Genomic DNA, 26,577 nt, shown 5'->3' with positions numbered 1-26,577 from the left:
GCGTTACTCCCTGGGGCGATCGGATCGGCCCGGAATATAGGGGCAGACGGCGCGCAATGCACCGTCCCGCGACGCACATCTGATGGGAGTTAAGGCGAGAGCGGAAGGGTTACGCCGCGCCGCTCATATAGGTCTCGCGCCGGCCGATCATGCGCTCGGCAGCCGCCTTGGCGCCGGCCTTCGAGGAGGTCGCGCACGTCCGGTATTCGAGATCGGGGGCGTCCGAGGCGTCGCGGCGGCCGAACCAGGATTTGGAGCCGACCGGCAGCAACGCCAGTGCCTGCGCCAGATTGTCGACCGCGCCGAACGAATAGAGCGCGCCTGTGCCGGCGATCCGAACCTCGTAAATGCCGGGTGAGATCGGCGCCTCGAGGTTCTCACCCCGTCCGGGACGGGGATAGCGCTTCCATTCGCTCCAGGTCGAAATCATCTCAAGTCCCCTCGCGGCCGATCGGGGGCCGCCAAATTTGAATTAAGTCCTAGCGTCAGCGGCCCATTGGGCCAAAGGCCAAACGCGGCAACGCACAAAATGTTTCAGTGCTTCAGACACGCGAAACATATCGCCCAGGCCCATCCGAGGTCACGGCGAAGTGCGTCCATCCACCGCAGCTTGCGATGGCATGTTGCATCCGTGTCGTCCTGCCTGGAGCGCGGACCGTCAAGTCACGACATCGCGACCGAAGCGCGCATATGACCGCCCTTGCCGCGCAGCGGATGCGGGAGGACAATTGGTTACTTCCAACAATAATCAAACCGGAGGAAACGCGTATGCAAAGCCAAGCCCAGATCGACGAGATTTTGCGCCAGAAGAGCGACGCCAAGGAGATTCCCGGCGTCGTCGCCATCGCCGCCAGCGGTAACGACGTGCTCTATCAGGGCGCCTTCGGCAAGCGCGATCTGTCCAAGCCCGATGCGATGACGGCGGATAGTGTGTTCTGGATCGCCTCGATGACGAAGGCGGTGACATCGGCGGGCGCGATGCAGCTCGTCGAGCAGGGCAAATTGTCTCTGGATGCGCCGATCGGCGAGGTGCTGCCCGATCTCGCCAAGCCGCAAGTGCTCGAAGGCTTCGACGCCGGCGGCGCCCCGAAGCTGCGGCCGGCCAAGCGGCCGATCACGCTGCGCCAGCTCATGACCCATACCGCCGGATTCGCCTACAACATGTGGAACGGCGATCTGGCGATCCATCTGGAAAAGACGGGCACGCCGCCCATCACCACCTGCCAGAACGCGGCCTTGAAGACACCGATCATGACCGATCCCGGTACGCGCTGGGAATACGGCACCAATATCGATTTCGTCGGCAAGGCCGTGGAGGCCGTCAGCGGCAAGCGGCTGGATGCCTATCTGCGCGACAATCTGTTTGCACCGCTCGGGATGTCCGACACCGCCTTCAAGATCACCGACGACATGCGCAAGCGCCTGGTCGGCATGCATGCGCGCGGCGAAGACGGCCAGCTGGCCGCGATACCGTTCGAGCTCGAGCAGGAGCCGGAATTCCACATGGGCGGCGGCGGGCTCTATTCGACTGCGGCCGACTACATCCGGTTCACCCAGATGATCCTGAACAAAGGCCGTGGCAACGGCAATCAGGTGCTCAAGGCCGAGACCGTCGCGGCGATGGGGCAGAACCACATGGGCGACATCAACATGACCAAGCTGACGACGGCGGCGCCGATGTACACCAACGACGTCGATCTCTATCCGGAGCAGGTGAAGAAGTGGGGCCTCAGCTTCATGATCAACACCGCCAGGACCGCCGAAGGCCGCAGCGCGGGCAGCCTCGCCTGGGCCGGCCTTGCCAACACCTATTACTGGATCGATCCGGCGCGGGATGTCACCGGTGTCATCCTGATGCAGCTGCTGCCGTTTGCGGATGCCAAGTGCCTGGAGACGTTCGCAGGCTTCGAGCGCGGGGTTTATGCCGGGCTCGATGCGGGGAGCGGGCAGAGGGCGGCGTAACGAGCACCGCTTTCACGATGCGTCATGGCCGGGCTTGTCCCGGCCATTCACGTTCGTCAATTTGACGCAGATCGACAATCTGTCGCAGAAAGACGTGGATGCCCGGGTCAAGCCCGGGGCATGACGATTGAGAGAATGTGCCGACGATCTTTGGCGAGAGGATTTCGATTTGGCGGATAAAATCGACAGCTATGTTTGCGGCATCTCGGACACGCCCCTGCTCGGCGACACCATCGGTCGCAGCCTCGACCACGCGGTGCGGCGCTGGGGACCTCGCGAGGCGCTGGTCTCGCCCAGCCACGACGTGCGATGGACCTGGAGTGAATTCGCCGAGCGGGTCGACGCGCTCGCCGCCGGCTTTCTCGCGCTCGGTCTTGAACGCGGAGAGCGGATCGGCATCTGGTCGCTGAACCGGCCGGAATGGACGCTCACCCAGTTCGCCGCCGCCAAGGCCGGCCTGATCCTGGTCACGATCAATCCCGCTTATCGGCTTAGCGAACTGGAGTTCGCGCTGAAGAAAGTCGGCTGCGCCGCGATCGTCACCGCGACGGCGTTCAAGACCAGCAATTACATGGACATGCTCCATACGCTGCTGCCGGAGCTGGCGCGCGCAAAGCCCGGGCAGTTGCAGGCAGCGCGACTGCCGGCCTTGCGGATGGTGATCCAGATCGGCGGCCCGGCGGCGTCAGGCACGATTCCCTTCGAGGACGTCGCGCGCATGGGCGGGGCCGGGCATCGCGAACGGCTTGCCGCACTCGGCGCCGCGCTGCAGTTCGACGATCCCGTCAACATCCAGTTCACCAGCGGCACGACCGGATCGCCGAAGGGCGTGACGCTGACGCACCACAACATCCTCAACAACGGCTATTTCACCGGCCGCGCGATGCGACTGACGGAAGCGGATCGCATCTGCATCCCGGTGCCGCTCTATCACTGTTTCGGCATGGTGATGGGCAACCTCGCCTCCGTCACGCTCGGCACGACGATGGTCTATCCGGGCGAGGGTTTCGATCCGCTGGCAACGTTGCGCGCCATCGAGCAGGAGAAGTGCACGGCGCTGTACGGCGTGCCGACCATGTTCATCGCCGAGCTCGATCATCCCGAGTTCAGTAATTTCGACCTGAAATCGCTGCGCACCGGCATCATGGCCGGCGCCCCCTGCCCGATCGAGGTGATGAAGCGCGTCAACACCGAGATGAACATGCGCGAGGTCACCATCGCCTATGGCATGACCGAAACCAGCCCGGTCAGCTTCCAGAGCGCGACCGACGATCCGCTCGAGCGGCGCGTTTCCACGGTGGGGCGCATTCACCCGCATGTTGAAGTCAAGGTCGTCGATCTCGAAGGCAGGATCGTCAAGCGGGGCGAACGCGGCGAGCTTTGCACCCGCGGCTACAGCGTCATGCTGGGCTATTGGGAGGACGAGGAAAAGACCGGGGACGTGCTGGATGCCAATGGCTGGATGCATACGGGCGATCTCGCCACCATCGACGATGCGGGCTACTGCAACATCGTCGGCCGCATCAAGGATCTGGTGATCCGCGGCGGTGAGAATCTCTATCCGCGCGAGATCGAGGAATTTCTGTACCGTCACCCCAAAATCCAGGACGTGCAGATTTTCGGCGTGGCGGACACCCGCTATGGCGAAGAACTATGCGCCTGGATCTCGCGTCAGGCCGGGCGAGACGCTGACCGCCGAGGAGGTCCGCGCGTTCTGCGACGGCCAGATCGCCCACAACAAGATCCCGCGCTATGTGGAATTCGTTGACGAGTTTCCGATGACCGTGACCGGAAAGATCCAGAAATTCGTGATGCGGGATGCAGTGGAGCAGCGGCTGGGATTGAAGGCTGCGAAGACGGCGTGAGTCTCACCGTCATTGCGAGGGGCCCTTGCGGCGAAGCAATCCAGAATCCCTCTGCGGAAACGGACTGGATTGCTTCGCTCGCAATGACGGCGGAGAAAGAGAGCCTTAAGCCGTCAGCCCGCGCTGCTGGGCCAATTCCTTCAGCGACACCTGCGGACGCGCGCCGATATGCTGGATGACTTCGGCCGCCGCCAGCGCGCCGAGCTCGCCGCACTGCTTGTAGGCCAGGTTGCGCGCCAGGCCGAACAGGAAGCCCGCGGCGAACAGATCGCCGGCGCCGGTGGTGTCGACCAGCTTGGCGATCGGGGCCGCAGGCGCCGCGACGGCGTCTTCGGATGACACCACCATGCAGCCCTTCTCGCTGCGGGTGACCACGCCGAGATTGACGTCGTTGCGCAGCTGCTTCAGCGCGGTGTCGAAGTCCGAGGTCATGTAGAGCGAATGCAGTTCGGACTCGTTCGCGAACACGATGTCGACGGTCCCGTTGCGCATCAGCGACAGGAATTCGTCGCGATAGCGGTCGACGCAGAAGGAATCCGACAGCGTCAGCGCCACCTTGCGCCTGGCATCATGCGCGATCTTGGCCGCCTTGAGGAAGGCGTCCTTGGCGTTCTTGGGATCCCAAAGGTAACCTTCGAGATAGACGATCCCGGCGCTCGCGATCTCGGCGGGATCGATGTCGGCGGGCGACAGATCCTGCGCGGCACCGAGATAGGTATTCATGGTGCGCTCGCCGTCTGGCGTAACCAGGATGTAGGAGCAGCCGGTCGCGGCGCCGTCCTTCGCAGCGGGCGTGTTGAAGGCGACGCCGGCGGCGCGGATGTCGTGGACATAGAGACCGCCGATCTGGTCGTCCTTGACCTTGCCGACATAGGCGGCCCGCGCCCCCAGGCTGGCGATGCCGACGATGGTGTTGGCGGCCGAGCCGCCCGAAACTTCCGTCGCCGGACCCATGTCCTTGTAGATGGCAGCGGCCCGCGCCTCGTCGATCAGGGACATGCTGCCCTTGGTCATGCCGTGCCTGGCCAGAAAAGCCTCGTCGGTTGTGACCAGCACGTCGAACAGCGCATTGCCGATCCCGAGAACGTCATATTTCACGTCAGCCATTCACCTTGATCCTGTTGCCGGATTGCGATCCCTGAGGAAATCCGCTTCCTGTCGGCCTGAAATCTGGCTCGCGGCCTATCACGACCGGCCCTTGGCGGGCAAGCATTGGCGGGCAAGCAACGGTATTATCAAAGGGCAATGATCCGCTCCTTCCTGACCGTCTCGACGGGAACACTGGCCTCGCGGCTGCTGGGCTTTGCGCGCGATTCCCTGATCGCGGCGCTGCTCGGCACCGGCGCGGTGGCCGATGCGTTTCTGGCCGCATTCCAGCTCGTCAACGTCGTTCGCCGCCTGCTCAGCGAAGGGGCCCTGAATGCTGCGCTGGTCCCGGCCTGGCTGCGCGTCCGTGACCGCGACGGCGAGCGGGCGGCAGCCGCCTTTGCGGGACGCGTGCTCGGCACGGTCAGCGCGGCCCTGATCGCGATCTCGATCGTCATTGCGCTTCTGATGCCGCTGATCATCACGATCATTGCGCCGGGATTCATTGGCAGCAGCACACTCGATCTCGCCGTCGCGAACGCGCGGCTGATGCTGCCCTATCTTGCTTTCGCCGGTCCCGTCACGGTGCTGATGGGATTGCTCAACGCGCAAGGCCGATTTGCCCTCACCGCCTTCTCACCGCTGCTGTTCAACATCGCGCTGATTGCCGCGATCGTAGTGCTGCTCGTCTGGAACGCCGATGCGCCCTTCGCCGCGTGGATGCTGGCGGCGACCGTCGGCATCGCCGGCCTGCTGCAACTCGCGATGCTGTTGTCGCAGCGGAGCGGGCGCCTCGCGACGCCGCGGCGCATGAGCTTCGACAAGGAGATGCGCGGCTTCTTCGCTAGGGCCATTCCCGGCATGATCGCAAGCTCCGGTCCGCAATGGCTGATGGTGGCCGGCGCGATCATTGCGTCCGCCACGCCGTCTGCCGTCTCCTGGCTCTATTTCGCCAATCGGCTGATCGAGCTGCCGCTCGGCATCGTCGGCGTCGCCATGGGCACGGTGCTGGTGCCGGAGCTGACGCGCGCGGTCGGAAGCGGCGACCGTGAGGCGGTGGCGCATGCGGAATCGCGAGCTTTGGAACTCGCGACCGGGCTGGCGCTGCCCGCCACACTCGGCCTGATCGTGCTGGCCGAACCGATCGTGCGGCTATTGTTCGAGCATGGCGCGTTCGGCGCGGCGGACAGCCAGGCGACCGCGCATGCGCTGATGTGGCTGGCGCTGGGGCTGCCGGCCCACGTGCTGATCAAGACGCTGTCGCCGGCCTTCTATGCCCGCGGCGACACGATGACGCCGCTGCTGGCCACGGCAAAAGGTTTCGTGGTGGCGATCGCGCTTGCGGTCCTGCTCGGTCATTATTTCGGCGCGAGCGGTATCGCCGCGAGCATCGCCGCCGGTGCCTGGAGCAGCGCGACCTCGCTGCTCCGGAAGGGCACCGGCGAGTTCGGCTTTTCTGTCGATGCGGCCGCGCGACAACGGCTGCCGCGGATCGTGCTTGCCGCCGCGACAATGGGCGCCCTGCTCTGGCTGACGAGCGGCCTGGTGCCTGCCGTGGCGCATGGGCTGATCAGGTTCGTTGCGCTGGGCTTCCAGATCGCGGCCGGCATCGGCGTCTATGGCCTCCTCCTGCAACTCCTCGGGGTCGCCTCCCTGCGCGCGGCGGCGGCCGCCCTGAAGCGACCTGCCACACGCGATCCGCGCGCCTGAGGCCCGCGAATTACCCTTGACGGGGCAGCGCCGCTGTTGGAAACGACGCCGGCTACCCCTTAGGAAAGCTTGCCATGCCATTCGTTGAACGGGTTTTTTCGGGCGTCCAGCCGACGGGCAATCTGCACCTCGGCAATTATCTCGGCGCGATCGTCAACTTCGTGAAGATGCAAGATACCCACAACTGCATCTATTGCGTCGTCGACATGCACGCGATCACGCAAGGGGTGGACGTCTGGGGCGGTCCGGTCGAGCTGGCGCGCAACACCCGCGAGGTGACCGCGGCATTCATCGCCGCCGGCATCGATCCGAAGAAGCACATCGTGTTCAACCAGAGCCAGGTCTCGGGCCATGCCGAGCTCGCCTGGATCTTCAACTGCGTCGCGCGCATGGGCTGGCTCGGCCGCATGACCCAGTTCAAGGAGAAGGCCGGCAAGGACCGCGAGAACGCGTCCGTCGGCCTGTTCGACTATCCCGTGCTGATGGCGGCCGACATCCTGCTGTACCGCGCCACCCACGTGCCGGTCGGCGAGGACCAGAAGCAGCATCTGGAGCTCTCGCGCGACATCGCGCAGAAGTTCAACAACGACTTCGGCGACTCGATCCGCAACCTCGGCGCCAATGACGGCCTGTTCTTCCCGCTGCCGGAGCCGCTGATTCAGGGGCCGGCGACGCGGGTGATGAGCTTGCGCGACGGCACCAAGAAGATGTCGAAGTCGGATCCGTCGGACAACTCCCGCATCAACCTGACCGACGACGCCGACACCATCGCGCAGAAGGTGCGCAAGGCGAAGACCGATCCGGAGCCGTTGCCGACCGAAGAAAAGGGCCTGGAGCCACGCCCCGAGGCCGACAATCTCGTCGGCATCTTCGCCGCGCTCTCCGGCCGCACCAAGGCCGACGTGCTGCGCGAGTTCGGCGGCGGCCAGTTCTCCAGCTTCAAGAATTCGCTGGTCGAGCTGTGCGTGACGAAGCTCTCGCCGATCGCCGGCGAGATGAAGCGTCTCGTCGCCGACCCCGGCCATATCGATGCCATCCTCAACGACGGCGCCGATCGGGCCCGCGCCATCGCCGACGAGACCATGAAGCTCTCCAAGGACATCGTCGGCTTCATCCGCCGGCGCTGATTGCTGCGATCGCAAAACCCCGGCCGACGCCACGGCGCCGGCCGCTTCTCCCCTCCCCAAGCGTGGGCGAGTGTGGCAGCATGCAGGCCGTGCACATTCCGGGACATGCATGACCAGCAAGCGACTTTGCTTCGAGCCGGGTCACAAGCCCAAATGCCTCGTCATCGTCGACGATACCGCCGAATGGGATCGCGCGGTCTATTACGCCAGCCGCTGGGCGATCCGCGCCGGCGGCGGCGTGGTGATGCTGCGCATCATCGAGCCCGACGAGCAGAACCAGGAATGGCTGGGGGTCGCCGACATCATGCGCGCCGAAGCGCATGAAGCGGCGGAAGCCGCGCTCGACCGCGCCGCCGGCCGCGCCAACGGCATCGCCGCGATCACGCCGGAACGGGTGATCCGCGAAGGTGCCGCGATGGAACAGCTGCTGGCGTTGATCGACGAGGACCCTGACATCGCCATGCTGGTACTCGCCGCCAGCCCCGGGGCGGAAGGCCCTGGCCCGCTGGTTTCGCTGCTGTCTCACGCGCTGGGCACATTCCCGGTGCCGGTGACGGTCATTTCCGGCGCCCTCAGCGACCAAAGCGTGGATTCGCTGTCGTAGGCGATCTTGGTTGCCCCCAGGGGGTAAGCAACCCCAAGCCGCTGAAAATATTGGACTAATACTTCGCCTCCCCTTGATCGTGCGTTCGCCGTCGCCATCTGCTAATTGATAGCTCACGCGCCGGCCTTGAACCGGCGACGTCTGGAGAAAACCATGTTCATTCAAACCGAAGCCACTCCCAATCCCGCCACGCTGAAATTCATTCCCGGCCGCTCCGTCACGGATGGCGGGCCGATGGAATTCGTGAGCCGCGAATCGGCGACGCGCTCGCCGCTGGCCGAAAAGCTGTTCGACGTGCCCGGCGTCACCGGCGTGTTCTACGGATCGGATTTCATCACCGTGACCAAGGCGGACGGTGAATGGCAGCAGCTCAAGCCCGCGATCCTCGGCGCCATCATGGAGCACTACATGTCCGGCGCGCCGCTGCTCGCCGACGGTTCGGCCGCTGGCGATGCCGATCTCGACGACGAGGACGAGTTCTTCGACGAGTCCGATGCCGAGACGGTCGACATGATCAAGGACCTGATCGAGACGCGCGTGCGTCCCGCGGTCGCCAATGACGGCGGCGACATCACCTTCCGTGGCTTCAAGGACGGTATCGTCTACCTCAACATGAAGGGCTCTTGCGCAGGCTGCCCGTCATCGACCGCGACGCTTCAGCACGGCATCCAGAATTTGCTCAAGCATTTCGTGCCCGACGTGGTCGAAGTCCGGCCGATGTAGGTCAGGTGCCGTAGGGTGGGTTCGCGCAACGTAACCCACCACTTCTGTCACCGCAGGAATCAAAGAGGTGGGTTACGCCTTCGGCTGACCCACCCCACGACATCTTTCCTACGCAGCCAGGCCGATGCTCGCGGCTTCCTCTGCCGCCTTGCGCATGCTCGCCGACATCTCGTTGGTGACGGTGCTCTGCTCTTCGACCGCCGCGGCGGTTGACGACACGTACTCGCTGACGCCATGGATCGCGCCCCTGATCGAGTCCAGCGCGGCGACGACGTCAACCGAGATACCGTTGAGGTTGCTGATCTCCTGCTCGATCCTGTCGGCCGCCTGCTTGGCCTGATTGGCGAGATTTTTCACCTCCGACGCAACCACCGCAAAACCGCGACCGGCTTCGCCGGCGCGCGCAGATCTGATGGTGGCGTTCAGCGCCAGCAGATTGATCTGACCGGTGATGTTGCCGATGAGCTGCACGATCACGCTCATCGATTCCGCCGCCTGCGTCAGCCGCTGCGCCTGCTGGTCCGCTGCCTCGACCCGGCCGACCGCGGTCGACGCGGTCTCGCGCGAGCGCGTCATCGCTTCGGCGATCTCGCGCACCGACGCGTTGAGCTCCTCGGCGCCGGCGGCGACCGATTCCATCATGTCGCGCACCTTCTCGCTGCGCTTGCGTGCGATCACCTGGGCGGTGGTGTCGGACGCATATTTGACGACCTTGAACGGTTTGCCGTTGAGATCGCGGATCGGGTTGTAAGAAGCCTGGATGAAGACCTGGCGACCGCCCTTGCCGATGCGCTGATATTCGCCGGACTGGAATTCGCCGGCATTCAGCCTCGCCCAGAAGGCGCGATAGGCCTCGCTCTCGCGTTCGTCGGCGCCCACGAACATGCTGTGGTGCTTGCCGACGATCTCGGGCAGCGCATAACCGAGCGCGCCGAGGAAGTTTTCGTTGGCGGTGAGCACCTTTCCGTCCATGTCAAACTCGATGACGGCCTGCGACTTGCCGATCGCCTCGATCTGCCCCGCGAAATTCGCGTTGGTCAGCTTCTGCGCGCTGACGTCGGTGGCGAACTTCACCACCTTGAAAGGCTTGCCGGCCTCGTCGAGGATCGGGTTGTAGGAGGCGAGAATCCAGACCTCCTTGGCGCCCTTGCCAAACCGCTTGTATTCGCCGGACTGGAACTCGCCGCGCGCGAGCTTGGCCCAGAACTCACGATAGGCGGCACTGTCGCGCTCGCTGGCGCTGACGAACATGCCGTGGTGCTTGCCCTGGATCTCATCGAGCCGGTAGCCCACCGTGCTCAGGAAGTTCTCGTTGGCCGTAATGATGCTGCCATCGAGATTGAACTCAATCACACCCTGAGCGCGGCCGATCGCAGAGATCTTTCCGGCGTCTTCCAGGCTGCGGATCTTGCGCGCGGTGATGTCGGTGGCGAACTTCACGACCTTCACCAGCTTGCCGGCCTCGTCGACGATCGGATTGTAGGACGCCTGGATCCAGATCTCGCGGCCGCCCTTGCCGAGCCGCTTGTACTCCGCCGATTGAAATTCGCCGCGGCCCAGACGCGCCCAGAACTCGCGATACGCAGCGCCGTCCCGCTCGTCCGGCGTCACGAACATCGAGTGATGCTTGCCCTGGATCTCGTCGAGTCGATAGCCCATCGCGTTCAGAAAGTTCTGGTTGGCCGTGATGATGGAACCGTCGAGATTGAACTCGATCACCGCCTGCGACTTGCCGAGCGCGATGACCTGGGCCAGAGCCTCTCGCGCCAAATAGCCGCTTCTCCAAAAAGACATCTACTAAAACCTTTCCAAGGACGCTCTGACAGATATCTCGGCAACGCCGCAGTGCATCATTCAGATCTGGCCGGGGCGATGAACGTCCCGCAAACTGTCGAACGATGGTGAAAGACTCCTTAAACTCACACTATTTCAGAGACTTAGATATCTTGCAGGTTGCATCTGGCGGGACGCCCTGCGAAAAGGAGCGCGAAGCGTCGATTGATCTCACCCCCACGTAGAATTACGGGCGAGGCGATCGTGCGCCTGTCGAGAAATCAAACTTGGGCTGGTCCGACCGCGGCGGAACCGACTAAGCTGATCTCGATGCTGATCCTTGCCATCGACACCGCGCTGGAGGCGTGCGCGGCCGCCGTTCTCGACACCGACGCCGGCGAGCTCCTTGCGCGGGAGGAGCTCCTCATGAAGCGCGGCCACGCCGAAGCGCTGATGCCGATGATTGCGCGCGTCATGACGACCGCCGATCTCGCTTTTACCTCGCTCGACCGCATCGCCGTCACCGTCGGTCCCGGAAGCTTCACCGGATTGCGCGTCGGCATCTCGGCCGCACGCGGACTTGCGCTGGCGGCGAAGCGCCCGGCCGTCGGGCTGACGACGTTATCGGCCTATGCCGCCACCATCGTCGGTCAGAACGGAACGGCGCCGGTGATCTCCGCCATCGATGCCCGGCACGATCACGTCTATTTCCAGATCGTCGCCGGCGACGGCAGCCAGCTGGTGCGGCCGGGCGTAGCTCCCATCGACGAGGCGATCGCGGCCTCGCAATTCGGTGCACCGCATCTGGTCGGCGATGGCGCAAGACTCCTCGCCGATCGCTGGCCGAAGGATGCACCGCAACCCGTCACGGTCGACGCGCAGCCCGCGCCCGACATCAGCTGGGTCGCGTGGCTCGGCGCAGCCGCCGATCCCGAGACAAATCCGGCGCGGCCGTTCTATCTGAAGGCGCCCGACGCAAAGCCGACCGCAGGGCCGCCGCTCGCACAAGCCGCCAGCGCATGATGGGATGGTTTTCGGAATGGTGGCGCGGCGGCATGCCCGCCGTCGAGCCCGCCTCCGCACGCGACGCGCTGCGGCTCGCGCAGCTTCACGGCCAGTCCTTCGCGCACGGCTGGGGTGAAAGCGAATTCGAGACCATGCTCAGCGAGCACAACACGCTCGTCCATCGCCTGCGCCTCGGCCGCAAGGTCATCGGCTTCGCGGTGTCGCGGATCGGCGCGGACGAAGCGGAGATTCTCTCGATCGCGGTCGACCAGGCCTATCGCGGCCGCGGCCTCTCCCGCATGCTGCTGATGACCCATCTCGGTCACCTCGCCGGACGCGGCGTGCGCACGATATTTCTGGAGGTGGAGGAGAACAACCAGCCGGCACGGCGGCTCTACGACAGGACCGGATTCGTGGTGGTCGGACGCCGCGAACGCTACTATAAGCAGCCCAACGGGGAACAATTGAACGCACTTCTGATGCGACGTGACTTGTCGTAATATTGATGGCAGAAAGCGCCCCGTCAGGCAGACAACACATGACTGGACTTAAACCTTCCACCGCATCCAAGGCATCCGGCATCGAGGCGCGCTGTGCCGCGACCGGCATGCGCATGACCGAGCAGCGCCGCGTCATCGCGCGCGTGCTCGCGGAGGCGGTCGATCATCCCGATGTCGAGGAATTGTACCGGCGCTGCGTCGCCGTCGACGACAAGATCTCGATCTCGACGGTGTATCGCACCGTCAAGCTGTTCGAGGATGCCGGCATCATCGAGCGCCACGATTTCCGCGAGGGCCGCGCGCGCTACGAGACGATGCGCGACAGCCATCACGACCACCTCATCAATCTGCGCGACGGCACGGTGATCGAGTTCACGTCCGAAGAGATCGAGAAGCTCCAGGCCGAGATCGCCCGCAAGCTCGGCTACAAGCTGGTCGATCACCGGCTCGAGCTCTATTGCGTCCCGCTCGACGACGACAAGCCGACGTCCTGATCTAGTGCCCATCGACCTCATCATTTTCGATTGCGACGGCGTGCTCGTGGACAGCGAAGTGATCTCCTGTCGTGCGCATGCAGATGTGCTGACGAAGCACGGCTATCCGATCACGTCGGAGCAGGTGCTGGTTCGCTTTCTCGGCGTATCCGAGAAAGATGCGCGTCGAATGGTCGAGCAGGAAATCGGCCGGAGCCTTCCCGACGATCTCGAGAGGCAGGTGAATGCGGCGACTCTGAAATTCTATGCCAGCGATCTGCAGCCGATCACCCACGTGGCCGCGGCAATTGCCGCAATCGATTTGCCGAAATGCGTCGCATCGAGTGGCACGCCGGAGAAAATCCATCACGGCCTGACATGTGCCGGGCTGTACGACCTGCTCGCTCCAAACATTTTTTCGGCGAGCCAGGTCGCACGCGGAAAGCCGGCGCCCGATCTGTTCCTGTTTGCAGCCGCGCAGATGAAGGTTGCACCGGAACGGTGCCTGGTGATCGAGGACAGCGTCCCCGGCGTAACCGGAGCACATGCCGCCGGAATGACCGTGCTGGGCTTTCACGGCGGCAGCCATTGCCCGCCAGGGCACGCCGAGCGGCTGCTTGACGCCGGCTCCGGATTGACGTTCGACGATATGCGGCAACTGCCCGAGCTGGTCCGGCGCATCGCGGCGGACGTCGTCGTCGGCTAGAACCCGAATCTCACGCCAAAAGCTCCGAATTCCGCATTTCGCCCGCTTGGAGCGTCCCGAATGACCTCCTTGGGCTCATTCGCTGGATTTTCGCTGCTCCAGCCTATATCTGAGGGCGGTCCTCCACCTCCATTCCGGGTTCCATGACGCCGCCGCGCAAGCTGCACATCAAATCATATGGCTGCCAGATGAACGTCTACGATGCCCAGCGCATGGTGGACACGCTGGCTCCGGAAGGATTCGTAGAGACGGCCAGTGCGGAGGATGCCGACCTCGTCATCCTCAACACCTGCCATATCCGCGAGAAGGCTTCCGAGAAGGTCTATTCCGAGCTCGGCCGCCTTCGGGTCGCGAAGGACGAGGCCGCGCGTGGCGGCCGCACGATGCAGATCGCGGTCGCCGGATGCGTGGCGCAGGCCGAGGGTGGAGAGATCACGCGGCGCGCGCCAGTGGTCGACGTCGTGGTCGGCCCGCAGAGCTATCATCACCTTCCGGAGCTTCTGAAGCGAGCGCGCAACGAGGGCCGCGCGATCGAGACCGAATTTCCCGCAGCCGACAAATTCGGCTTCCTGGCCCAACCCAAGCCCGCCGCGATCCGCGCGCGCGGCATTTCCGCTTTCGTCACCGTGCAGGAAGGCTGCGACAAGTTCTGCACTTTCTGCGTCGTGCCGTACACGCGGGGTTCGGAAGTCTCGCGTCCGGTGGCGAAGATCGTCGACGACGTGAAGCGGCTGGCCGACAACGGGGTGCGCGAGCTCACCCTGATCGGGCAGAACGTCAACGCCTATCACGGCGAGGGGCCTGACGGAAAAGTCTGGCCGCTCGGCCGGCTGCTCGAGCATCTGGCGACCATTCCCGGCATTGCCCGGCTGCGTTATTCGACCAGCCATCCCCGCGACGTCGACGACAGTTTGATCGCCGCCCATCGCGATCTCGGCCAGCTGATGCCGTTCGTGCACCTGCCGGTGCAGTCGGGTTCGGACCGGGTTTTGGCCGCCATGAACAGGAAACATACCGCCGATGATTACCGGCGTGTCGTCGACCGTTTCCGGGCCGCGCGCCAAGACATTGCTTTTTCATCAGATTTTATCGTGGGCTTCCCTGGCGAGAGCGAGCAAGATTTTCTCGCCACTCTCGCGCTTGTCACGCAAATCGGCTACGCTGCGGCGTATTCGTTCAAATACTCCGCCCGGCCGGGAACGCCGGCCGCGGATATGCAGGAGACGGTGTCCCCCTCCGAGATGGACCAGCGATTGGAGCGGCTCCAGGAACTGATCGACAGCCAGCAATCGGCCTTCAACAAGGCTGCGATTGGCTCAACCGTCGACGTGCTGTTCGAACGTCCGGCCCGCAGGGACGGCCAGATCGTCGGCCGCACCGCGTTCCTTCAGCCCGCCCATGTGATGGCCTCGCCCGACATCATCGGACAAATCCTGCCGGTGCGGATCGACAGCCTCGAACGCTACAGCTTCCTCGGTGAGCTCGCCACACCGCGCGTTGCGCGCGAGCCCGCTTTATCGCCCATAGCCACTGGAGCCTGAACCCTTGCCAAAAAGTGCATCGGATTCGTCTTCTATCGCTCCCAGCCGCAAATTCGACCGCGACATGCAAGTACCGCCCGAGACCCAGGTCGTCATCGATTTCGACGACAATCGCGCGGCGTCCGCGCTGGTCGGCCCTTACGGCCAGCACCTGGCGCAGATCGAGCGGCGGCTCGGCGTCGTCGTCGATTCCAAGGGCAACCACATCACCATCGGCGGTTCGCGCGACGGCTGCGATGCCGCCCGCCGCGTGCTGGAGACGCTCTACGCCCAGGCCGTGAAGGGACAGGATCTCGACCAGGGCGAGGTCGAGGGCGCGATCCGCGCCGTGATCGCGCAGGGCTCGCTGTTCGAGTTCGACGCCAAGTCGGCCAAGTCGACATTCGACAGCATCAATTTGCGCAAGCGCCCGGTGCGCGCGCGCACGGCGGCGCAGGATTCCTACATTCGCGCGCTGAAGCGCCACGAGTTGGTGTTCGGCATCGGCCCCGCCGGCACCGGCAAGACCTGGCTTGCAGTGGCGCATGCCGCGCAACTGTTCGAGCGCAAGGAGGTCGACAAGATCATCCTGTCGCGCCCGGCGGTGGAAGCCGGCGAGCGGCTCGGTTTCCTGCCCGGCGATCTCCGCGAGAAGGTCGATCCGTATCTGCGCCCGATCTATGACGCGCTCTATGATCTCATGGATGCACGCATCGTCGAGCGCGCGCTGCAGACCGGCGAGATCGAGATCGCACCGCTCGCCTTCATGCGCGGCCGCACGCTGACCAATGCCGCCATCATCCTCGACGAGGCGCAGAACACCACGTCGATGCAGATGAAGATGTTTCTGACTCGACTCGGCGAGAACAGCCGCATGATCGTGACAGGCGATCCCTCGCAGATCGACCTGCCGAACGGCCAGACCTCAGGGCTCGCCGAGGCGACCCGGCTGCTGAGCGGCGTCGAAGGCATTGCACAAGTTCATTTCAAGGCCGAGGACGTGATCCGCCACGAACTCGTGGCGCGGATCGTCTCCGCCTATGAAGGGCAGCCGCAGCGGCCGGCCGCCGGTAAATCCTGACGAGACAACAGCCGGATCATACGGGCGCGGACGCAGGCGCCTTTCGTTCCGAACAAAGAGAATGTCACACCCCAACCTTCCCATGACCGAGGTCCTTGTCGTTGCCGAATGCTGGCAGCGCGAACCCGATTCCGAAGCCGTGATCCAGCGCGCCGTTGCGGCCGCCGCCGAAACTGTCGACGAGGACGTCGCGGGCGCGGAAGTGGCCGTGATGCTGACAGATGATGCCGGCATCCGTACGCTCAATAGCAACTGGCGCGGCCTCGACAAGCCGACCAATGTGCTGTCATTTCCCGCGCTGCAGCCGGAGGGCGAGTGGAAGCCGGGCGATGCGCCGCGCATGCTCGGCGACATCGCGATCGCCTACGAGACCATGCGGCGCGAAGCGGACGAGGAGCACAAGCCGTTCGATCATCATTTGAGCCATCTTGCCGTGCATGGTTTCCTGCATCTGATCGGCTTCGACCACGAGAACGACGACGAGGCAGAGGAGATGGAAGCGCTGGAGACGCAGATCCTGGCTCATCTCGGCATCCCCGACCCCTATGCAGACCGCGCAGGGACGCACTGAGATGCCGGATTCCGAACCGATCCACGACAACCCGCGCGAGACGCCCAATCTGCCGGCCGTAGTGACGTCAGGCGAGGTGCTGCGCCCGACCGCGGACGGCTGGCTGCTCCGCGCCATCCGGACGCTGTTCGGCTGGAAGGCCGGATCGGTGCGCGACGACCTCCAGGTCGTGCTCGACGCCACGACGCCCGACGACACCGGCTTCTCGACCGTCGAGCGCACCATGCTGCGCAACATCCTCGGCCTGCACGAGCGGCGGATCGCCGACGTCATGGTGCATCGCGCCGACATCATCGCCGTGAAGCGCGACATCCCGCTCGGCGAGTTGATGGATCGCTTCGAAAGCGCCGGCCATTCGCGCCTGGTGGTTTACAACGAGACGCTCGACGATCCCGTCGGCATCGTCCACATCCGCGACCTGCTCGCTTTCATGACCGCGCGGGCGCGCGTGTCGGACGCCACCAAGACGAAGCGCAAGAAGCCGCTGCCGGCCGGGCTCGATTTGAAGGCCGTGGACCTCGCGCTGCCGCTTGAGGATGCGCGCATCATCCGCAAGCTGCTCTACGTGCCGCCGTCGATGCGGGCGATCGATCTGCTCGCACAGATGCAGGCGACGCGCATTCATCTGGCGCTGGTCGTGGACGAATATGGCGGCAGCGACGGGCTGGTTTCGCTCGAGGATATCGTCGAGCAGATCGTCGGCGAGATCGACGACGAGCACGACAGCGACGAGCCGCCCTCGATCGTGCGCCTGCCCGACAACGCCTTCATCGCCGACGCCCGCGCCAGCCTCGAGGACGTCCGCACGGTGATCGGCGAGGATTTCGTCACCGGCGAGGCCGGCGAGGAAGTCGAGACGCTCGGCGGCTATCTCGTCAGCTTCGTCGGCCGCCTGCCGGTGCGCGGCGAGGTGATCTCGGGCCCCGGCAATTACGAGATCGAGGTGCTCGATGCCGATCCGCGCCGCGTCAAGCGACTGCGGATCTCGACGCGAAAGGAACGACCCGCGCCGCGCACCCAGCGCGAAAGCCGCCGCCGCGAGACCACGCCGGAGAGCGGTCAGCCGCCGTCCAGCGACACGCCCACCCCGCCGCCGAGCGACGGGGCCGGCCCGCAGTGAGTCCGTTCCAGCGCCTTCGGCAGATCGCCCTCACCATCATCCTCGCCTGGGGATGGAAGCGCGCACTCATCGCGATGGGCTGCGGCGCGCTGTCGGTGCTGGCGCTGGCGCCATTCAACATCTTTCCCGTGCTGTTCGTCACCTTGCCTGTGATGGTCTGGCTGATCGACGGCGCCGGCGCCGGACGTTATGGCGGCGTCCCCGTCGCGGCACTGACCGGCTACTGCTTCGGGCTCGGCTATTTCGTGCCCGGCCTCTACTGGATCGGTTATGCGTTCTTCGTCGATGCCGATGTGTTCGCCTGGCTGACGCCATTCGCTGTTCTCGGCCTGCCGGCCTATCTCTCGATCTTCACGGCGCTCGGATTTGCCTTGGCCCGCCTGCTCTGGACCAAGGATGCCATGCGCATCCTCGCGCTCGCGGCGAGTCTCACTATAACCGAATGGCTGCGCGGCCACGCACTGACCGGTTTTCCCTGGAACGCGTTCGGCTATGCACTGTCCGAGCCATTGCCGCTGGCGCAGACGGCATCGTTGATCGGCCTGTGGGGCATGACGTTCCTCAGCATCGCGATCTTCGCAAGTCCCGCGGCGCTGATCGACCGCACGCCTGACCGCCGCCCGGCATGGCGCGCACCGGTCGCAGGAATCGCGCTGCTGATCGTGATGAGCATCTTCGGCGCGATCCGCCTGTCGCTGCATCCGACCACGATGGTCGCAGGCGCCAAGCTGCGCCTGATGCAGCCGGACCTCCAGCAGGACGCAAAGTTCAACTACGCCGCCAAGGCGGACGTGATGAAGAAATACCTGGCGCTGTCGGACCGCGCCTCCGGACCGCAATCGACCGGCGTGCGCGATGCCACCATCCTGATCTGGCCGGAATCCGCCTTTCCGTTCTTCCTGACCCGCGAAGCCGATGCGATGGCCGAGATCGCCGAGCTGCTGCCGAAGGGCACGGTGCTGATCACGGGTTCAGTCCGCGCGCCCGACTTGCCGCGCGGCACGCCGATCACGCGCGCGTATAATTCGATCTACGTCATCGATCACGACGGCAGCGTGCTCTCGGTGTACGACAAGCTGCACCTCGTGCCGTTCGGTGAATTTCTGCCCTATCAGGACCTGATGGAGAAGCTCGGGTTCGAGCAACTGACGCGCATGCGCGGCGGCTTCATTCCCGGCACCGTGCGGCACGCACTGCCGGTGCCCGGCGTGCCGCCGGCGCTGCCGCTGATCTGTTACGAAGCCATCTTTCCCGGCGAGGTTGCCGGGCGCAACGAACGTCCAGGCTGGATCGTGAACCTCACCAATGACGGCTGGTTCGGCATCTCGACCGGTCCCTATCAGCATCTGGAGCAGGCACGGATGCGCGCCATCGAACTCGGACTGCCGCTGGTCCGCTCGGCCAATACCGGCGTCTCGGCGGTGATCGATCCGGTCGGGCGCACCGTTGCAAGCCTCGGCCTCGGAGTCGAAGGCATTTTGGATGCAAGCCTGCCTGCCGCAATTCCACCGACCGTCTATGCGCGTGTGGGCGATGTGCCCGCAGCAATGCTCGTCGCGCTGGCTGTGTTTCTGGCGGTCAGGCGACGTGTTGCCAAACGGCATCCGTAGTAACACCGTCGCCAGTGGTTTCCGGTCGACGCGACGGGATTCCTTTGACAACCGTAGTCCCACGGTTGACAGACTGCACGCGGCCTCCTCATTCTGCATCCGCTGCAAAAGACAGTGGGCATTGCTAAATTTCTCCGCAATGTTCCCCAATAACAGGGTTTGATTTTTACGCTGCTTGCACCTGAGGCATTCTTTTCGATTGCGCCGACGGTGATGTTTGGAGGCTGAGGAAATGTCGAAAGCGCCCAACCCTGTTGACAAATATGTCGGCAGCCGCGTGCGCATGCGCCGCATCATGTTGGGCATGAGTCAGGAGAAGCTCGGTGAAGCTTTAGGCCTGACTTTCCAGCAGATTCAGAAATATGAGAAGGGCACCAATCGTGTCGGCGCGAGCCGCATTCAGCAGATTTCCGAGATTCTGCAGGTGCCGGTATCGTTCCTGTTCGAAGGCGGTCCGAGCGGCGTGGCCGGACCCGACGGCTTCGCTGAAGGTGCTTCGCCCTCATATGTGTCGGACTTCCTCGCGACGTCGGAAGGTCTCGCTCTGACCAAGGCGTTTACGCGAATCACCGATTCGAAGATGCGCCGCTCGATCGTCGACCTCGTCGAGCAGATCGCGGCACGCGAAGGCCCCGACAAGCGCTGAGTGCCAACGCTGTACGATTTGTGACAGCGTCAATTCTGGCCTATGTCGTCATCTGTGGCCGCGCTTTGATGCGTCCCCTTTCCGATGATGCGGTTCAAAGGCACAGATGCGCTCATGACCAACTCCAATTGGTTCGATTCTCAAACTATTCTCGATGGCATCCGGCGCTGGGTGGAGATCGAGACGCCGACGGAAGCGCCTGATCAAGTCAACAAGCTGATCGCTGTGGTCGCGGAGCAATATCGCGATCTGCCGGTCACGCTCGAACGCATCGCCGGCGTCGACGGCTGCGGCGATCATCTCGTTGCGCGCACGATCTGGGGCCAGGACCTGCCGGGCATTCTGGTGCTGAGCCACCTCGACACCGTTCATCCCATGGGATTCATCGAGCGCCTGCCGTTCAGGGTCGAAGGCGACAGCGCGTTCGGCCCCGGCATCTATGACATGAAGGGCGGCGCCTACATCGCCCAGCACGCCTTTCGCGCGCTTTGCGCAACGGCCGAGCGCTCACCGCTCGGCATCACCCACATTTTCACCTCCGATGAGGAGATCGGCAGCCCCACCTCCCGCGCGCTGATCGAGCAGGAAGGGCGCAGGGCCAAATACGTTCTGGTGACGGAGCCTGCGCGCGACGGCGGCAAGATCGTCACCGGGCGCAAGGGCGTCGGGAGATTTGAAGTGTTCATCAAGGGCGTGCCCGCGCATGCCGGCACACGGCCCCAGGACGGCCGCAGCGCGAACCGCGAGCTCGCCAACGTGATCCTGGCGCTGGAGGGAATGAACGACCTGGAGCGCGGCGTCACCGTCAATGTCGGCGTGGTGCGCGGCGGCACACGGCCCAACGTCACGCCGGAAGAGGCCCACGCCGAAATCGATTTGCGCGTCCCGAGCTTCACCGATGCGGAAGAATTCGTCGGCAGGATCCTCGGACTGACGTCGAAGACGGAAGGCGTCACCGTCAAGGTCACGGGCGCGCTCAATCGTCCACCTTACGAGAAGAACAATGCCGGCGCCGCGTTGTACGAGCACGCCAAGACGCTTGCCGCCGAGATCGGCTTCGAGCTGATCGACGCCCACACCGGCGGCGGCTCGGACGGCAATTTCACCGCCGCGCACACCGCGACGCTCGACGGGCTCGGCGTCGACGGCAAGGGCGCGCACACCCATTATGAGCAGCTCTACATCTCGTCACTCGAACCGCGGGCGCGGCTGCTGCATCGCCTGTACCAGACGCTGCGATGAGCGAACGCAAATCAGACCCCGATCGCGACGACAGCGAGCGCGCCTTCTTCGGGCGCCGCAAGGGCCACAAGCTCAGGCAGCACCAGGCCGAGCTGATCGATCATCTGCTGCCGCATCTTGCGCTCGACATTGACGGCGAGGCGCCGGCCAATGCCGGCGAGATCTTCGATCCCGCAGCGGACGAGGTGCGACTCGAGATCGGCTTTGGCGGCGGCGAGCATCTTGCGGCCGAGGCGCAGGCCTTCCCCGGGACCGGCTTCATCGGCTGCGAGCCTTATGTCAACGGCATGGCGAAGATCCTCGCGCAGATCGAGGCCGCCAACATCGCCAACATCCGCCTGTTCGCGGGCGACGCCGCCGAGCTGCTGGCCTGGCTGCCGCAGGGCTCGCTGTCGCGAATCGACCTGATCCATCCCGATCCCTGGCCGAAGCGCCGTCACTGGAAGCGGCGCTTCGTCCAGGACCGGACGATCGCCGCGATGGCGCGCGTGCTGAAGGCTGGCGGCGAATTCCGCTTCGTTTGCGACATCGACGATTACTGCGCCTGGACGCTGTCGCATCTGTCGCGCTCGCCGGACTTTCGATGGCTCGCGGAACGCGCCGATGATTTCCGGCTGCCGTGGAACGGCTACACCATGACGCGCTACGGCCGGAAGGCCACGCGCGAAGGGCGCAAGGCGGCTTATCTGCGGTTCAGGCGGCTCTAGATCGTCTGCCGGTTGCGCCAGAATTTCACGACGCGTTCGGCCGTTGCCGGCATCAGGCGCGTGAAATTCACGCGCGCCTGCTCAAGATCGGCATCGGCTGGCGTGCGATTCTGGCCGTACCACATCAGGATCAGGGCGCGCACCGTGGGCCAGCCGAGATTCAGCATCCGACCCAGAATCAGAATCGGATCGTAGCGGTCGCTCGAAATCAAGCGGTCGAGAATCGAGAGGCGGACTCCGGCCATCGCCGAGAGCGAGGCGATCGACTCCTCGTATTTGTGCGCCCTGGCGAAGCCGAGCAGCGCGCTCTCGCCGAGATGTCCGCCGCGATGCAAGGCGAGCACGGTGCGCTGTGCCGCCGAGAAATCACGCCGCGGCCCGGGCGGCTGAGAAGCCTCCTCTATTGCGGTCATGGCGCGCTTGATCTCGACCTGACGCGCGGGATTGACCACGCGCGAGAGGCGGCGGCGGATTACGCCGAGCGTGCCGTTGAGCAGCTCCTTCAGGTGCTCTCCCGAAAGATCGTCGCGTTGGCCGATCTTGAGCGTCAGCACGCCATCCTGTGCCGCACGCTTGATCAGCTCGGAATAACTGCTCGGCGAGAACACCGCGCCGGCATTGCCGGCCGCGCGCCGCACCACGTCGCGATCGCCACGCTCGACCAGCACGTCGGTGACGACAGCCGGCAAAGCGGGGCGCTCCGTCATCGCCAGCAAATGACCATGGCCCTTCAACCGTGCGATCTCGACCAGGGCGGCTTCGTCGAGCACGGGCGAGTGGCGCAGCACGGGGCCTGCCACCATGATCTCGTTCTCGCGCGCGAGCTGGGTCACCAGATGCGGCGGCGCGTTGTCCAGGCGCGAGAAGCGTTCGGCAAGATCGACCCGCGAGGCCAGCTCGGCATGCGGGACGAGATCGATCAGGAGATTGTCGAAGAGCTCGATGAGTTCGGGACGGAGCCTTGCGGCATCGTGAAAGAACAATTCGGAGATGGCGCGCGCGATCTCGCCGCGACGCCGGGGATCACCGCGTTTGACGATATCGTCCAGTCCGGGAATGAGCGACGTGGCAACGGTCATGAAACGCAACTCGAACAGGGCACGCCGCGGGTGCGCCCTTGGTCCAAGCCGCCCCACAATCAGGGAATCTAGGCCTGCTAGATGAAGGAAGCGTTGCGCGAGGCCCCGCGAACCGGACGCAAAAAGCCTCGTCCTGCCTGCGATGGGCCTTGTCCGGGAGGACGGAAAGGGCTATATCAGCCCCAATTCATCTTCTCATACGATCCGCGTAGTGAGAGTGGGCCCGAAAGGACCCGCTCTTTTTTATTACCTGAGCGCGGCTTGGCGGAAGATACGGCCTGACGCGTTGTCGGGAAAGTTCCGAAGCGGGCTTTGCAGTCGTAACCAAGCCTTAACCATCGAGCGCCTTGACCCTGGATATGACCGAACCGACCACTGGTTCCACGGATGCCGAGTTGCTGGCCGAGCCGAGGCTCGTCGTCGAGCCGGGCGTGGCGGCACGGGTATCCGCGGTCGCGGGTCCGGTGCTGGAGGGCATGGGTTATCGCCTGGTGCGGGTCCGCATTTCCGGTGAATCCGGCTGCACCGTACAGATCATGGCCGAGCGTCCGGATGGCACGATACAGGCTCGAGGACTGCGAGGCGATCTCGCGGGCGCTGTCGCCCGTGCTCGATGTCGCCGACCCCATCGATCGCGCCTATCGGCTGGAGATTTCCTCGCCGGGGATCGACCGGCCCCTGGTGCGGCGCTCGGATTTCGAGCGCTATGTGGGCCATCTGGTGAAAGTCGAGATGGCTGTCGCCCATGAGGGGCGGAAGCGGTTCCGTGGCAAGATCGGCGCCGTCGAAGGCGACCGCGTGCATCTGCATCGCGACGACGTCAAGTCGGGCGACGAGACCGACGTCCTCCTGGCGATGGAGGATATCGGCGAGGCACGGCTGGTGCTGACCGACGAGCTGATCGCGGAATCAATGCGCCGCGGCAAGGCCCAGGCGCGCGAGATGCGCCGCAATCTCGGCCTGGAGCCGCCGGCGGCACCGCACGCCAGCATCAGCGAGAAAACGACCAAGAACACCAAGCCGCAAAAGAAGCCGGCTCCGACGCCAAAAAAGCCGGCCCCGACCAATACGAAGAAACATCGCCTTGCCGCCGATCGCGCGCGGCGGGGCGAGATCGAGCCTGACGAAGGAGACTAGCCATGGCAGTCAGTGCCAATCGACTTGAGTTGCTCCAGATCGCCGACGCCGTTGCGCGCGAGAAATCGATCGACCGCGGCATCGTCATCGCGGCGATGGAGGACGCCATCGCCAAGGCCGCGCGGGCCCGATATGGCAGCGAGACCGACGTACACGCCGAGATCGACCCCAAGAAGGGCGAGTTGCGGCTGTCGCGCCACATGCTGGTCGTCGAGACGGTTGAAAACCATTCCAACCAGATCTCGCTGGTGGACGCACAGCGCGCCAATCCCGGTGCCCAGGTCGGCGACACCATCGCCGACACCCTGCCGCCGCTGGAATACGGCCGCATCGCCGCGCAGTCGGCCAAGCAGGTGATCGTGCAGAAGGTGCGCGAGGCCGAGCGTGACCGGCAGTACCAGGAATTCAAGGACCGCATCGGCGACATCGTCAACGGCGTCGTCAAGCGCGTCGAATATGGCAGCGTAATCGTCGATCTCGGCCGCGGCGAAGCCATCATTCGCCGCGACGAGATGCTGCCGCGCGAAGTGTTCCGCAACGGCGACCGCGTCCGCGCCTACATCTTCGACGTCCGCCGCGAGACCCGCGGCCCGCAGATCTTCCTCTCCCGCACCCATCCGCAGTTCATGGCGAAGCTGTTCGCGCAGGAAGTGCCCGAGATCTATGACGGCATCGTCGAGATCAAGGCGGTGGCCCGCGATCCCGGCTCGCGCGCGAAAATCGGCGTGATTTCCCGCGATTCCTCGGTCGATCCGGTCGGCGCCTGCGTCGGCATGCGCGGCTCGCGCGTGCAGGCCGTGGTGAACGAGCTGCAGGGCGAGAAGATCGACATCATTCCCTGGTCGCCCGACATCGCGACCTTCGTGGTCAACGCGCTGGCGCCGGCCGAAGTCTCCAAGGTCGTCATCGACGAGGACCGCGAGCGCATCGAAGTCGTCGTGCCCGACACCAACAACCAGCTCTCGCTGGCGATCGGCCGCCGCGGCCAGAACGTGCGTCTGGCCTCGCAGCTCACCGGCTGGGACATCGACATCCTGACCGAGCAGGAGGAATCGGAGCGCCGCCAGGCCGACTTCGAGAACTCCACCCGCGTCTTCATGGAATCGCTCAACGTCGACGAAGTGGTCGGCCAGCTGCTGGCGTCAGAAGGCTTCACCTCGGTCGAGGAACTCGCCATGGTGGACCTCAAGGAGCTCGCCGGCATCGAGGGCTTCGACGAGGAGACCGCGCAGGAACTCCAGAACCGTGCCCGCGAATATCTCGAGCAGCAGGAAGCCGAGATCGAAGCCAAGCGCAAGGAGCTCGGTGTCGAGGACGCCGTCAAGGACGTGCCGGGCGTGACTTCGAAGATGCTGGTGAAATTCGGTGAGAACGACATCAAGACGGTGGACGACCTCGCCGGCTGCGCCACCGACGATCTGGTCGGCTGGACCGAGCGCAAGGAAGGCGGCGAACAGACCAAGTTCCCCGGCGCGCTCGATGGCCTCGAAATCTCCCGCGACGACGCGGAAGCCATGATCATGCAGGCCCGCGTCAAGGCCGGCTGGATCACCGAAGCCGATCTTGCCAAGCCGGCCGAAGAGGCTGAGGCGGCTGAAGATCAGCCGGCTTAAGGGCCAGGAGAATGTCGCCCGGATGCTCGCAGATACCGACCACGATCTCGACAATGGCCCGCGGACCGAAAGGTCCGCGACCATGCGGATGTGCGCGGTCAGCCGCGAGGTCCGGCCGATCGACGAGCTGATCCGCTTCGTCGTCTCGCCGGAAGGACACGTCGTCCCCGATCTCAAGCGCAAGCTGCCCGGACGCGGCATGTGGCTCACCGCCTCGCGCGAGGTGGTTGCGGAAGCCGTTCGTCGTCACCATTTCAGCAAAGCCTTCAAGCGCGAACTGCGCATCCCCCAGACGTTTCCTGCGGACATCGAGGCGCTCCTGGTTCGGAGCGTGACCGAAGCCCTTGGGATTGCTGCCAAGGCGGCCCAGATCGTGGCCGGTTTCGGCAAGGTCGAAAGCGCCCTGCGGGAAGGCACGGTCGAGGTCCTGATCCATGCCAGCGACGGGGCCGCGGACGGAATCCGCAAATTGGACATGCTGGCACGTCAAAATGACGGAAATCGCGGCACCAGGCCGCAGATTCCCGTCGTTACCGCACTGAAATCAGTAGAATTGGATTTGGCACTTACCCGGTCAAATGTGATACATGCTGCCCTGCTCGCGGGCCCGGCGAGCAAGTCATTCCTGTCACGTAGCCAGATGCTGGTCCGATACCGGATGGCGGACGATGACAAGACTGCCGAAAAGCCCGGCCAGGATTTCTGAGAGACAACGAC

24 protein-coding genes and 2 pseudogenes are annotated in these 26,577 nt (G+C 64.6%); 21 read left to right on the top strand and 5 right to left on the bottom strand.

From position 1 onward, the window contains the following. Nucleotides 1–109: 109 nt before the first annotated feature. Nucleotides 110–430, bottom strand: coding sequence for a hypothetical protein (locus tag ACQ86E_RS14545; protein ID WP_014438668.1), 321 nt, complete (start codon nt 428–430; stop codon nt 110–112). A gap of 338 nt (nt 431–768) precedes the next feature. On the opposite strand from ACQ86E_RS14545, the gene ACQ86E_RS14540 reads away from it, so the two are divergent. Then, nucleotides 769–1,962 carry a serine hydrolase domain-containing protein gene (locus ACQ86E_RS14540; protein WP_431205947.1) on the top strand — a complete coding sequence of 398 codons (1,194 nt, stop codon included), beginning with the start codon at nt 769–771 and terminating at the stop codon, nt 1,960–1,962. Between the two features lie 169 nt (nt 1,963–2,131). Continuing rightward, nucleotides 2,132–3,827, top strand: a pseudogene (locus ACQ86E_RS14535) (AMP-binding protein). A gap of 105 nt (nt 3,828–3,932) precedes the next feature. Here ACQ86E_RS14535 and ACQ86E_RS14530 read toward each other — a convergent pair. Continuing rightward, a complete protein-coding gene (locus tag ACQ86E_RS14530; protein WP_431205946.1) occupies nt 3,933–4,934 on the bottom strand; it encodes an adenosine kinase in 1,002 nt (333 codons plus the stop codon). A 138-nt stretch (nt 4,935–5,072) separates the two neighbouring features. On the opposite strand from ACQ86E_RS14530, the gene murJ reads away from it, so the two are divergent. The 4 genes from murJ (at nt 5,073) to ACQ86E_RS14510 (ending at nt 9,077) form a co-directional block, all read left to right on the top strand. Continuing rightward, nucleotides 5,073–6,623: a murein biosynthesis integral membrane protein MurJ gene (gene murJ, locus ACQ86E_RS14525; RefSeq protein WP_431205945.1), complete on the top strand. Its 1,551-nt coding sequence runs from the start codon at nt 5,073–5,075 to the stop codon at nt 6,621–6,623. Between the two features lie 74 nt (nt 6,624–6,697). Beyond that, nucleotides 6,698–7,750 carry a tryptophan--tRNA ligase gene (gene trpS, locus ACQ86E_RS14520; protein WP_375311954.1) on the top strand — a complete coding sequence of 351 codons (1,053 nt, stop codon included), beginning with the start codon at nt 6,698–6,700 and terminating at the stop codon, nt 7,748–7,750. Nucleotides 7,751–7,859: 109 nt separating this feature from the next. After that, complete coding sequence (locus ACQ86E_RS14515; protein ID WP_431205944.1) at nt 7,860–8,354, top strand: universal stress protein; 495 nt, start codon at nt 7,860–7,862, stop codon at nt 8,352–8,354. A gap of 153 nt (nt 8,355–8,507) precedes the next feature. Then, the gene (locus tag ACQ86E_RS14510) at nt 8,508–9,077 is read left to right on the top strand and encodes a NifU family protein (RefSeq protein WP_431205943.1); all 570 of its coding nucleotides are present in this window, start codon (nt 8,508–8,510) and stop codon (nt 9,075–9,077) included. A gap of 108 nt (nt 9,078–9,185) precedes the next feature. Here the strand turns inward: ACQ86E_RS14510 and ACQ86E_RS14505 are convergent, their stop codons facing one another. Next, nucleotides 9,186–10,871, bottom strand: coding sequence for a methyl-accepting chemotaxis protein (locus ACQ86E_RS14505; protein WP_431205942.1), 1,686 nt, complete (start codon nt 10,869–10,871; stop codon nt 9,186–9,188). A 309-nt stretch (nt 10,872–11,180) separates the two neighbouring features. On the opposite strand from ACQ86E_RS14505, the gene tsaB reads away from it, so the two are divergent. The 12 genes from tsaB (at nt 11,181) to trmB (ending at nt 22,031) form a co-directional block, all read left to right on the top strand. Further along, on the top strand, nt 11,181–11,873 hold the full coding sequence (gene tsaB, locus ACQ86E_RS14500; RefSeq protein ID WP_431205941.1) for a tRNA (adenosine(37)-N6)-threonylcarbamoyltransferase complex dimerization subunit type 1 TsaB: 693 nt from the start codon (nt 11,181–11,183) through the stop codon (nt 11,871–11,873). Further along, nucleotides 11,870–12,355: a ribosomal protein S18-alanine N-acetyltransferase gene (gene rimI, locus ACQ86E_RS14495; protein WP_431205940.1), complete on the top strand. Its 486-nt coding sequence runs from the start codon at nt 11,870–11,872 to the stop codon at nt 12,353–12,355. Before tsaB ends, rimI begins: the two co-directional genes overlap by 4 nt. Before the next feature lie 38 nt (nt 12,356–12,393). Continuing rightward, nucleotides 12,394–12,849 carry a Fur family transcriptional regulator gene (locus ACQ86E_RS14490; RefSeq protein ID WP_431205939.1) on the top strand — a complete coding sequence of 152 codons (456 nt, stop codon included), beginning with the start codon at nt 12,394–12,396 and terminating at the stop codon, nt 12,847–12,849. A gap of 4 nt (nt 12,850–12,853) precedes the next feature. Next, the gene (locus ACQ86E_RS14485; protein ID WP_431205938.1) at nt 12,854–13,534 is read left to right on the top strand and encodes an HAD family hydrolase; all 681 of its coding nucleotides are present in this window, start codon (nt 12,854–12,856) and stop codon (nt 13,532–13,534) included. Nucleotides 13,535–13,677: 143 nt separating this feature from the next. Next, nucleotides 13,678–15,075, top strand: coding sequence for a tRNA (N6-isopentenyl adenosine(37)-C2)-methylthiotransferase MiaB (miaB, locus tag ACQ86E_RS14480; RefSeq protein WP_431205937.1), 1,398 nt, complete (start codon nt 13,678–13,680; stop codon nt 15,073–15,075). Between the two features lie 64 nt (nt 15,076–15,139). Further along, the gene (locus tag ACQ86E_RS14475) at nt 15,140–16,135 is read left to right on the top strand and encodes a PhoH family protein (RefSeq protein ID WP_014438680.1); all 996 of its coding nucleotides are present in this window, start codon (nt 15,140–15,142) and stop codon (nt 16,133–16,135) included. Nucleotides 16,136–16,217: 82 nt separating this feature from the next. Then, nucleotides 16,218–16,706 (top strand): rRNA maturation RNase YbeY, encoded by a 489-nt coding sequence (gene ybeY / locus ACQ86E_RS14470; protein ID WP_431205936.1) that lies wholly within the window; start codon nt 16,218–16,220, stop codon nt 16,704–16,706. 1 nt (nt 16,707) lies between these two features. Beyond that, nucleotides 16,708–17,826, top strand: a complete 1,119-nt coding sequence (locus tag ACQ86E_RS14465; RefSeq protein WP_431205935.1) for a hemolysin family protein — start codon at nt 16,708–16,710, stop codon at nt 17,824–17,826. Continuing rightward, nucleotides 17,823–19,436 carry an apolipoprotein N-acyltransferase gene (lnt, locus tag ACQ86E_RS14460; RefSeq protein ID WP_431205934.1) on the top strand — a complete coding sequence of 538 codons (1,614 nt, stop codon included), beginning with the start codon at nt 17,823–17,825 and terminating at the stop codon, nt 19,434–19,436. The genes ACQ86E_RS14465 and lnt overlap by 4 nt, the downstream gene beginning before the upstream one ends. A gap of 232 nt (nt 19,437–19,668) precedes the next feature. After that, nucleotides 19,669–20,082, top strand: coding sequence for a helix-turn-helix domain-containing protein (locus ACQ86E_RS14455; RefSeq protein ID WP_431205933.1), 414 nt, complete (start codon nt 19,669–19,671; stop codon nt 20,080–20,082). 84 nt (nt 20,083–20,166) lie between these two features. Then, nucleotides 20,167–21,324: a M20 family metallopeptidase gene (locus tag ACQ86E_RS14450; protein ID WP_431205932.1), complete on the top strand. Its 1,158-nt coding sequence runs from the start codon at nt 20,167–20,169 to the stop codon at nt 21,322–21,324. Next, nucleotides 21,321–22,031 carry a tRNA (guanosine(46)-N7)-methyltransferase TrmB gene (gene trmB, locus ACQ86E_RS14445; protein ID WP_431205931.1) on the top strand — a complete coding sequence of 237 codons (711 nt, stop codon included), beginning with the start codon at nt 21,321–21,323 and terminating at the stop codon, nt 22,029–22,031. Before ACQ86E_RS14450 ends, trmB begins: the two co-directional genes overlap by 4 nt. Here trmB and ACQ86E_RS14440 read toward each other — a convergent pair. Both ACQ86E_RS14440 and ACQ86E_RS14435 read right to left on the bottom strand, forming a co-directional pair. After that, nucleotides 22,028–23,110: a DUF2336 domain-containing protein gene (locus ACQ86E_RS14440; RefSeq protein ID WP_431205930.1), complete on the bottom strand. Its 1,083-nt coding sequence runs from the start codon at nt 23,108–23,110 to the stop codon at nt 22,028–22,030. The genes trmB and ACQ86E_RS14440 overlap by 4 nt on opposite strands. Before the next feature lie 331 nt (nt 23,111–23,441). Next, on the bottom strand, nt 23,442–23,588 hold the full coding sequence (locus ACQ86E_RS14435) for a hypothetical protein (protein ID WP_431206664.1): 147 nt from the start codon (nt 23,586–23,588) through the stop codon (nt 23,442–23,444). On the opposite strand from ACQ86E_RS14435, the pseudogene rimP reads away from it, so the two are divergent. From rimP to ACQ86E_RS14420, 3 genes and pseudogenes are all read left to right on the top strand, one after another. After that, nucleotides 23,587–24,247: pseudogene (rimP, locus tag ACQ86E_RS14430) on the top strand (ribosome maturation factor RimP). The gene ACQ86E_RS14435 and the pseudogene rimP overlap by 2 nt on opposite strands. 2 nt (nt 24,248–24,249) lie before the next feature. Next, nucleotides 24,250–25,860 carry a transcription termination factor NusA gene (gene nusA, locus ACQ86E_RS14425; protein WP_431205929.1) on the top strand — a complete coding sequence of 537 codons (1,611 nt, stop codon included), beginning with the start codon at nt 24,250–24,252 and terminating at the stop codon, nt 25,858–25,860. Between the two features lie 22 nt (nt 25,861–25,882). Continuing rightward, nucleotides 25,883–26,566: an RNA-binding protein gene (locus ACQ86E_RS14420; RefSeq protein WP_431205928.1), complete on the top strand. Its 684-nt coding sequence runs from the start codon at nt 25,883–25,885 to the stop codon at nt 26,564–26,566. Nucleotides 26,567–26,577: the final 11 nt, after the last annotated feature.

It is taken from the genome of Bradyrhizobium betae, from assembly GCF_050632175.1.
Taxonomy (GTDB): domain Bacteria; phylum Pseudomonadota; class Alphaproteobacteria; order Rhizobiales; family Xanthobacteraceae; genus Bradyrhizobium; species Bradyrhizobium betae_B.
Note: the sequence above shows the minus strand (reverse complement) of the source record. Positions and strands in the feature narration are given on the sequence as shown.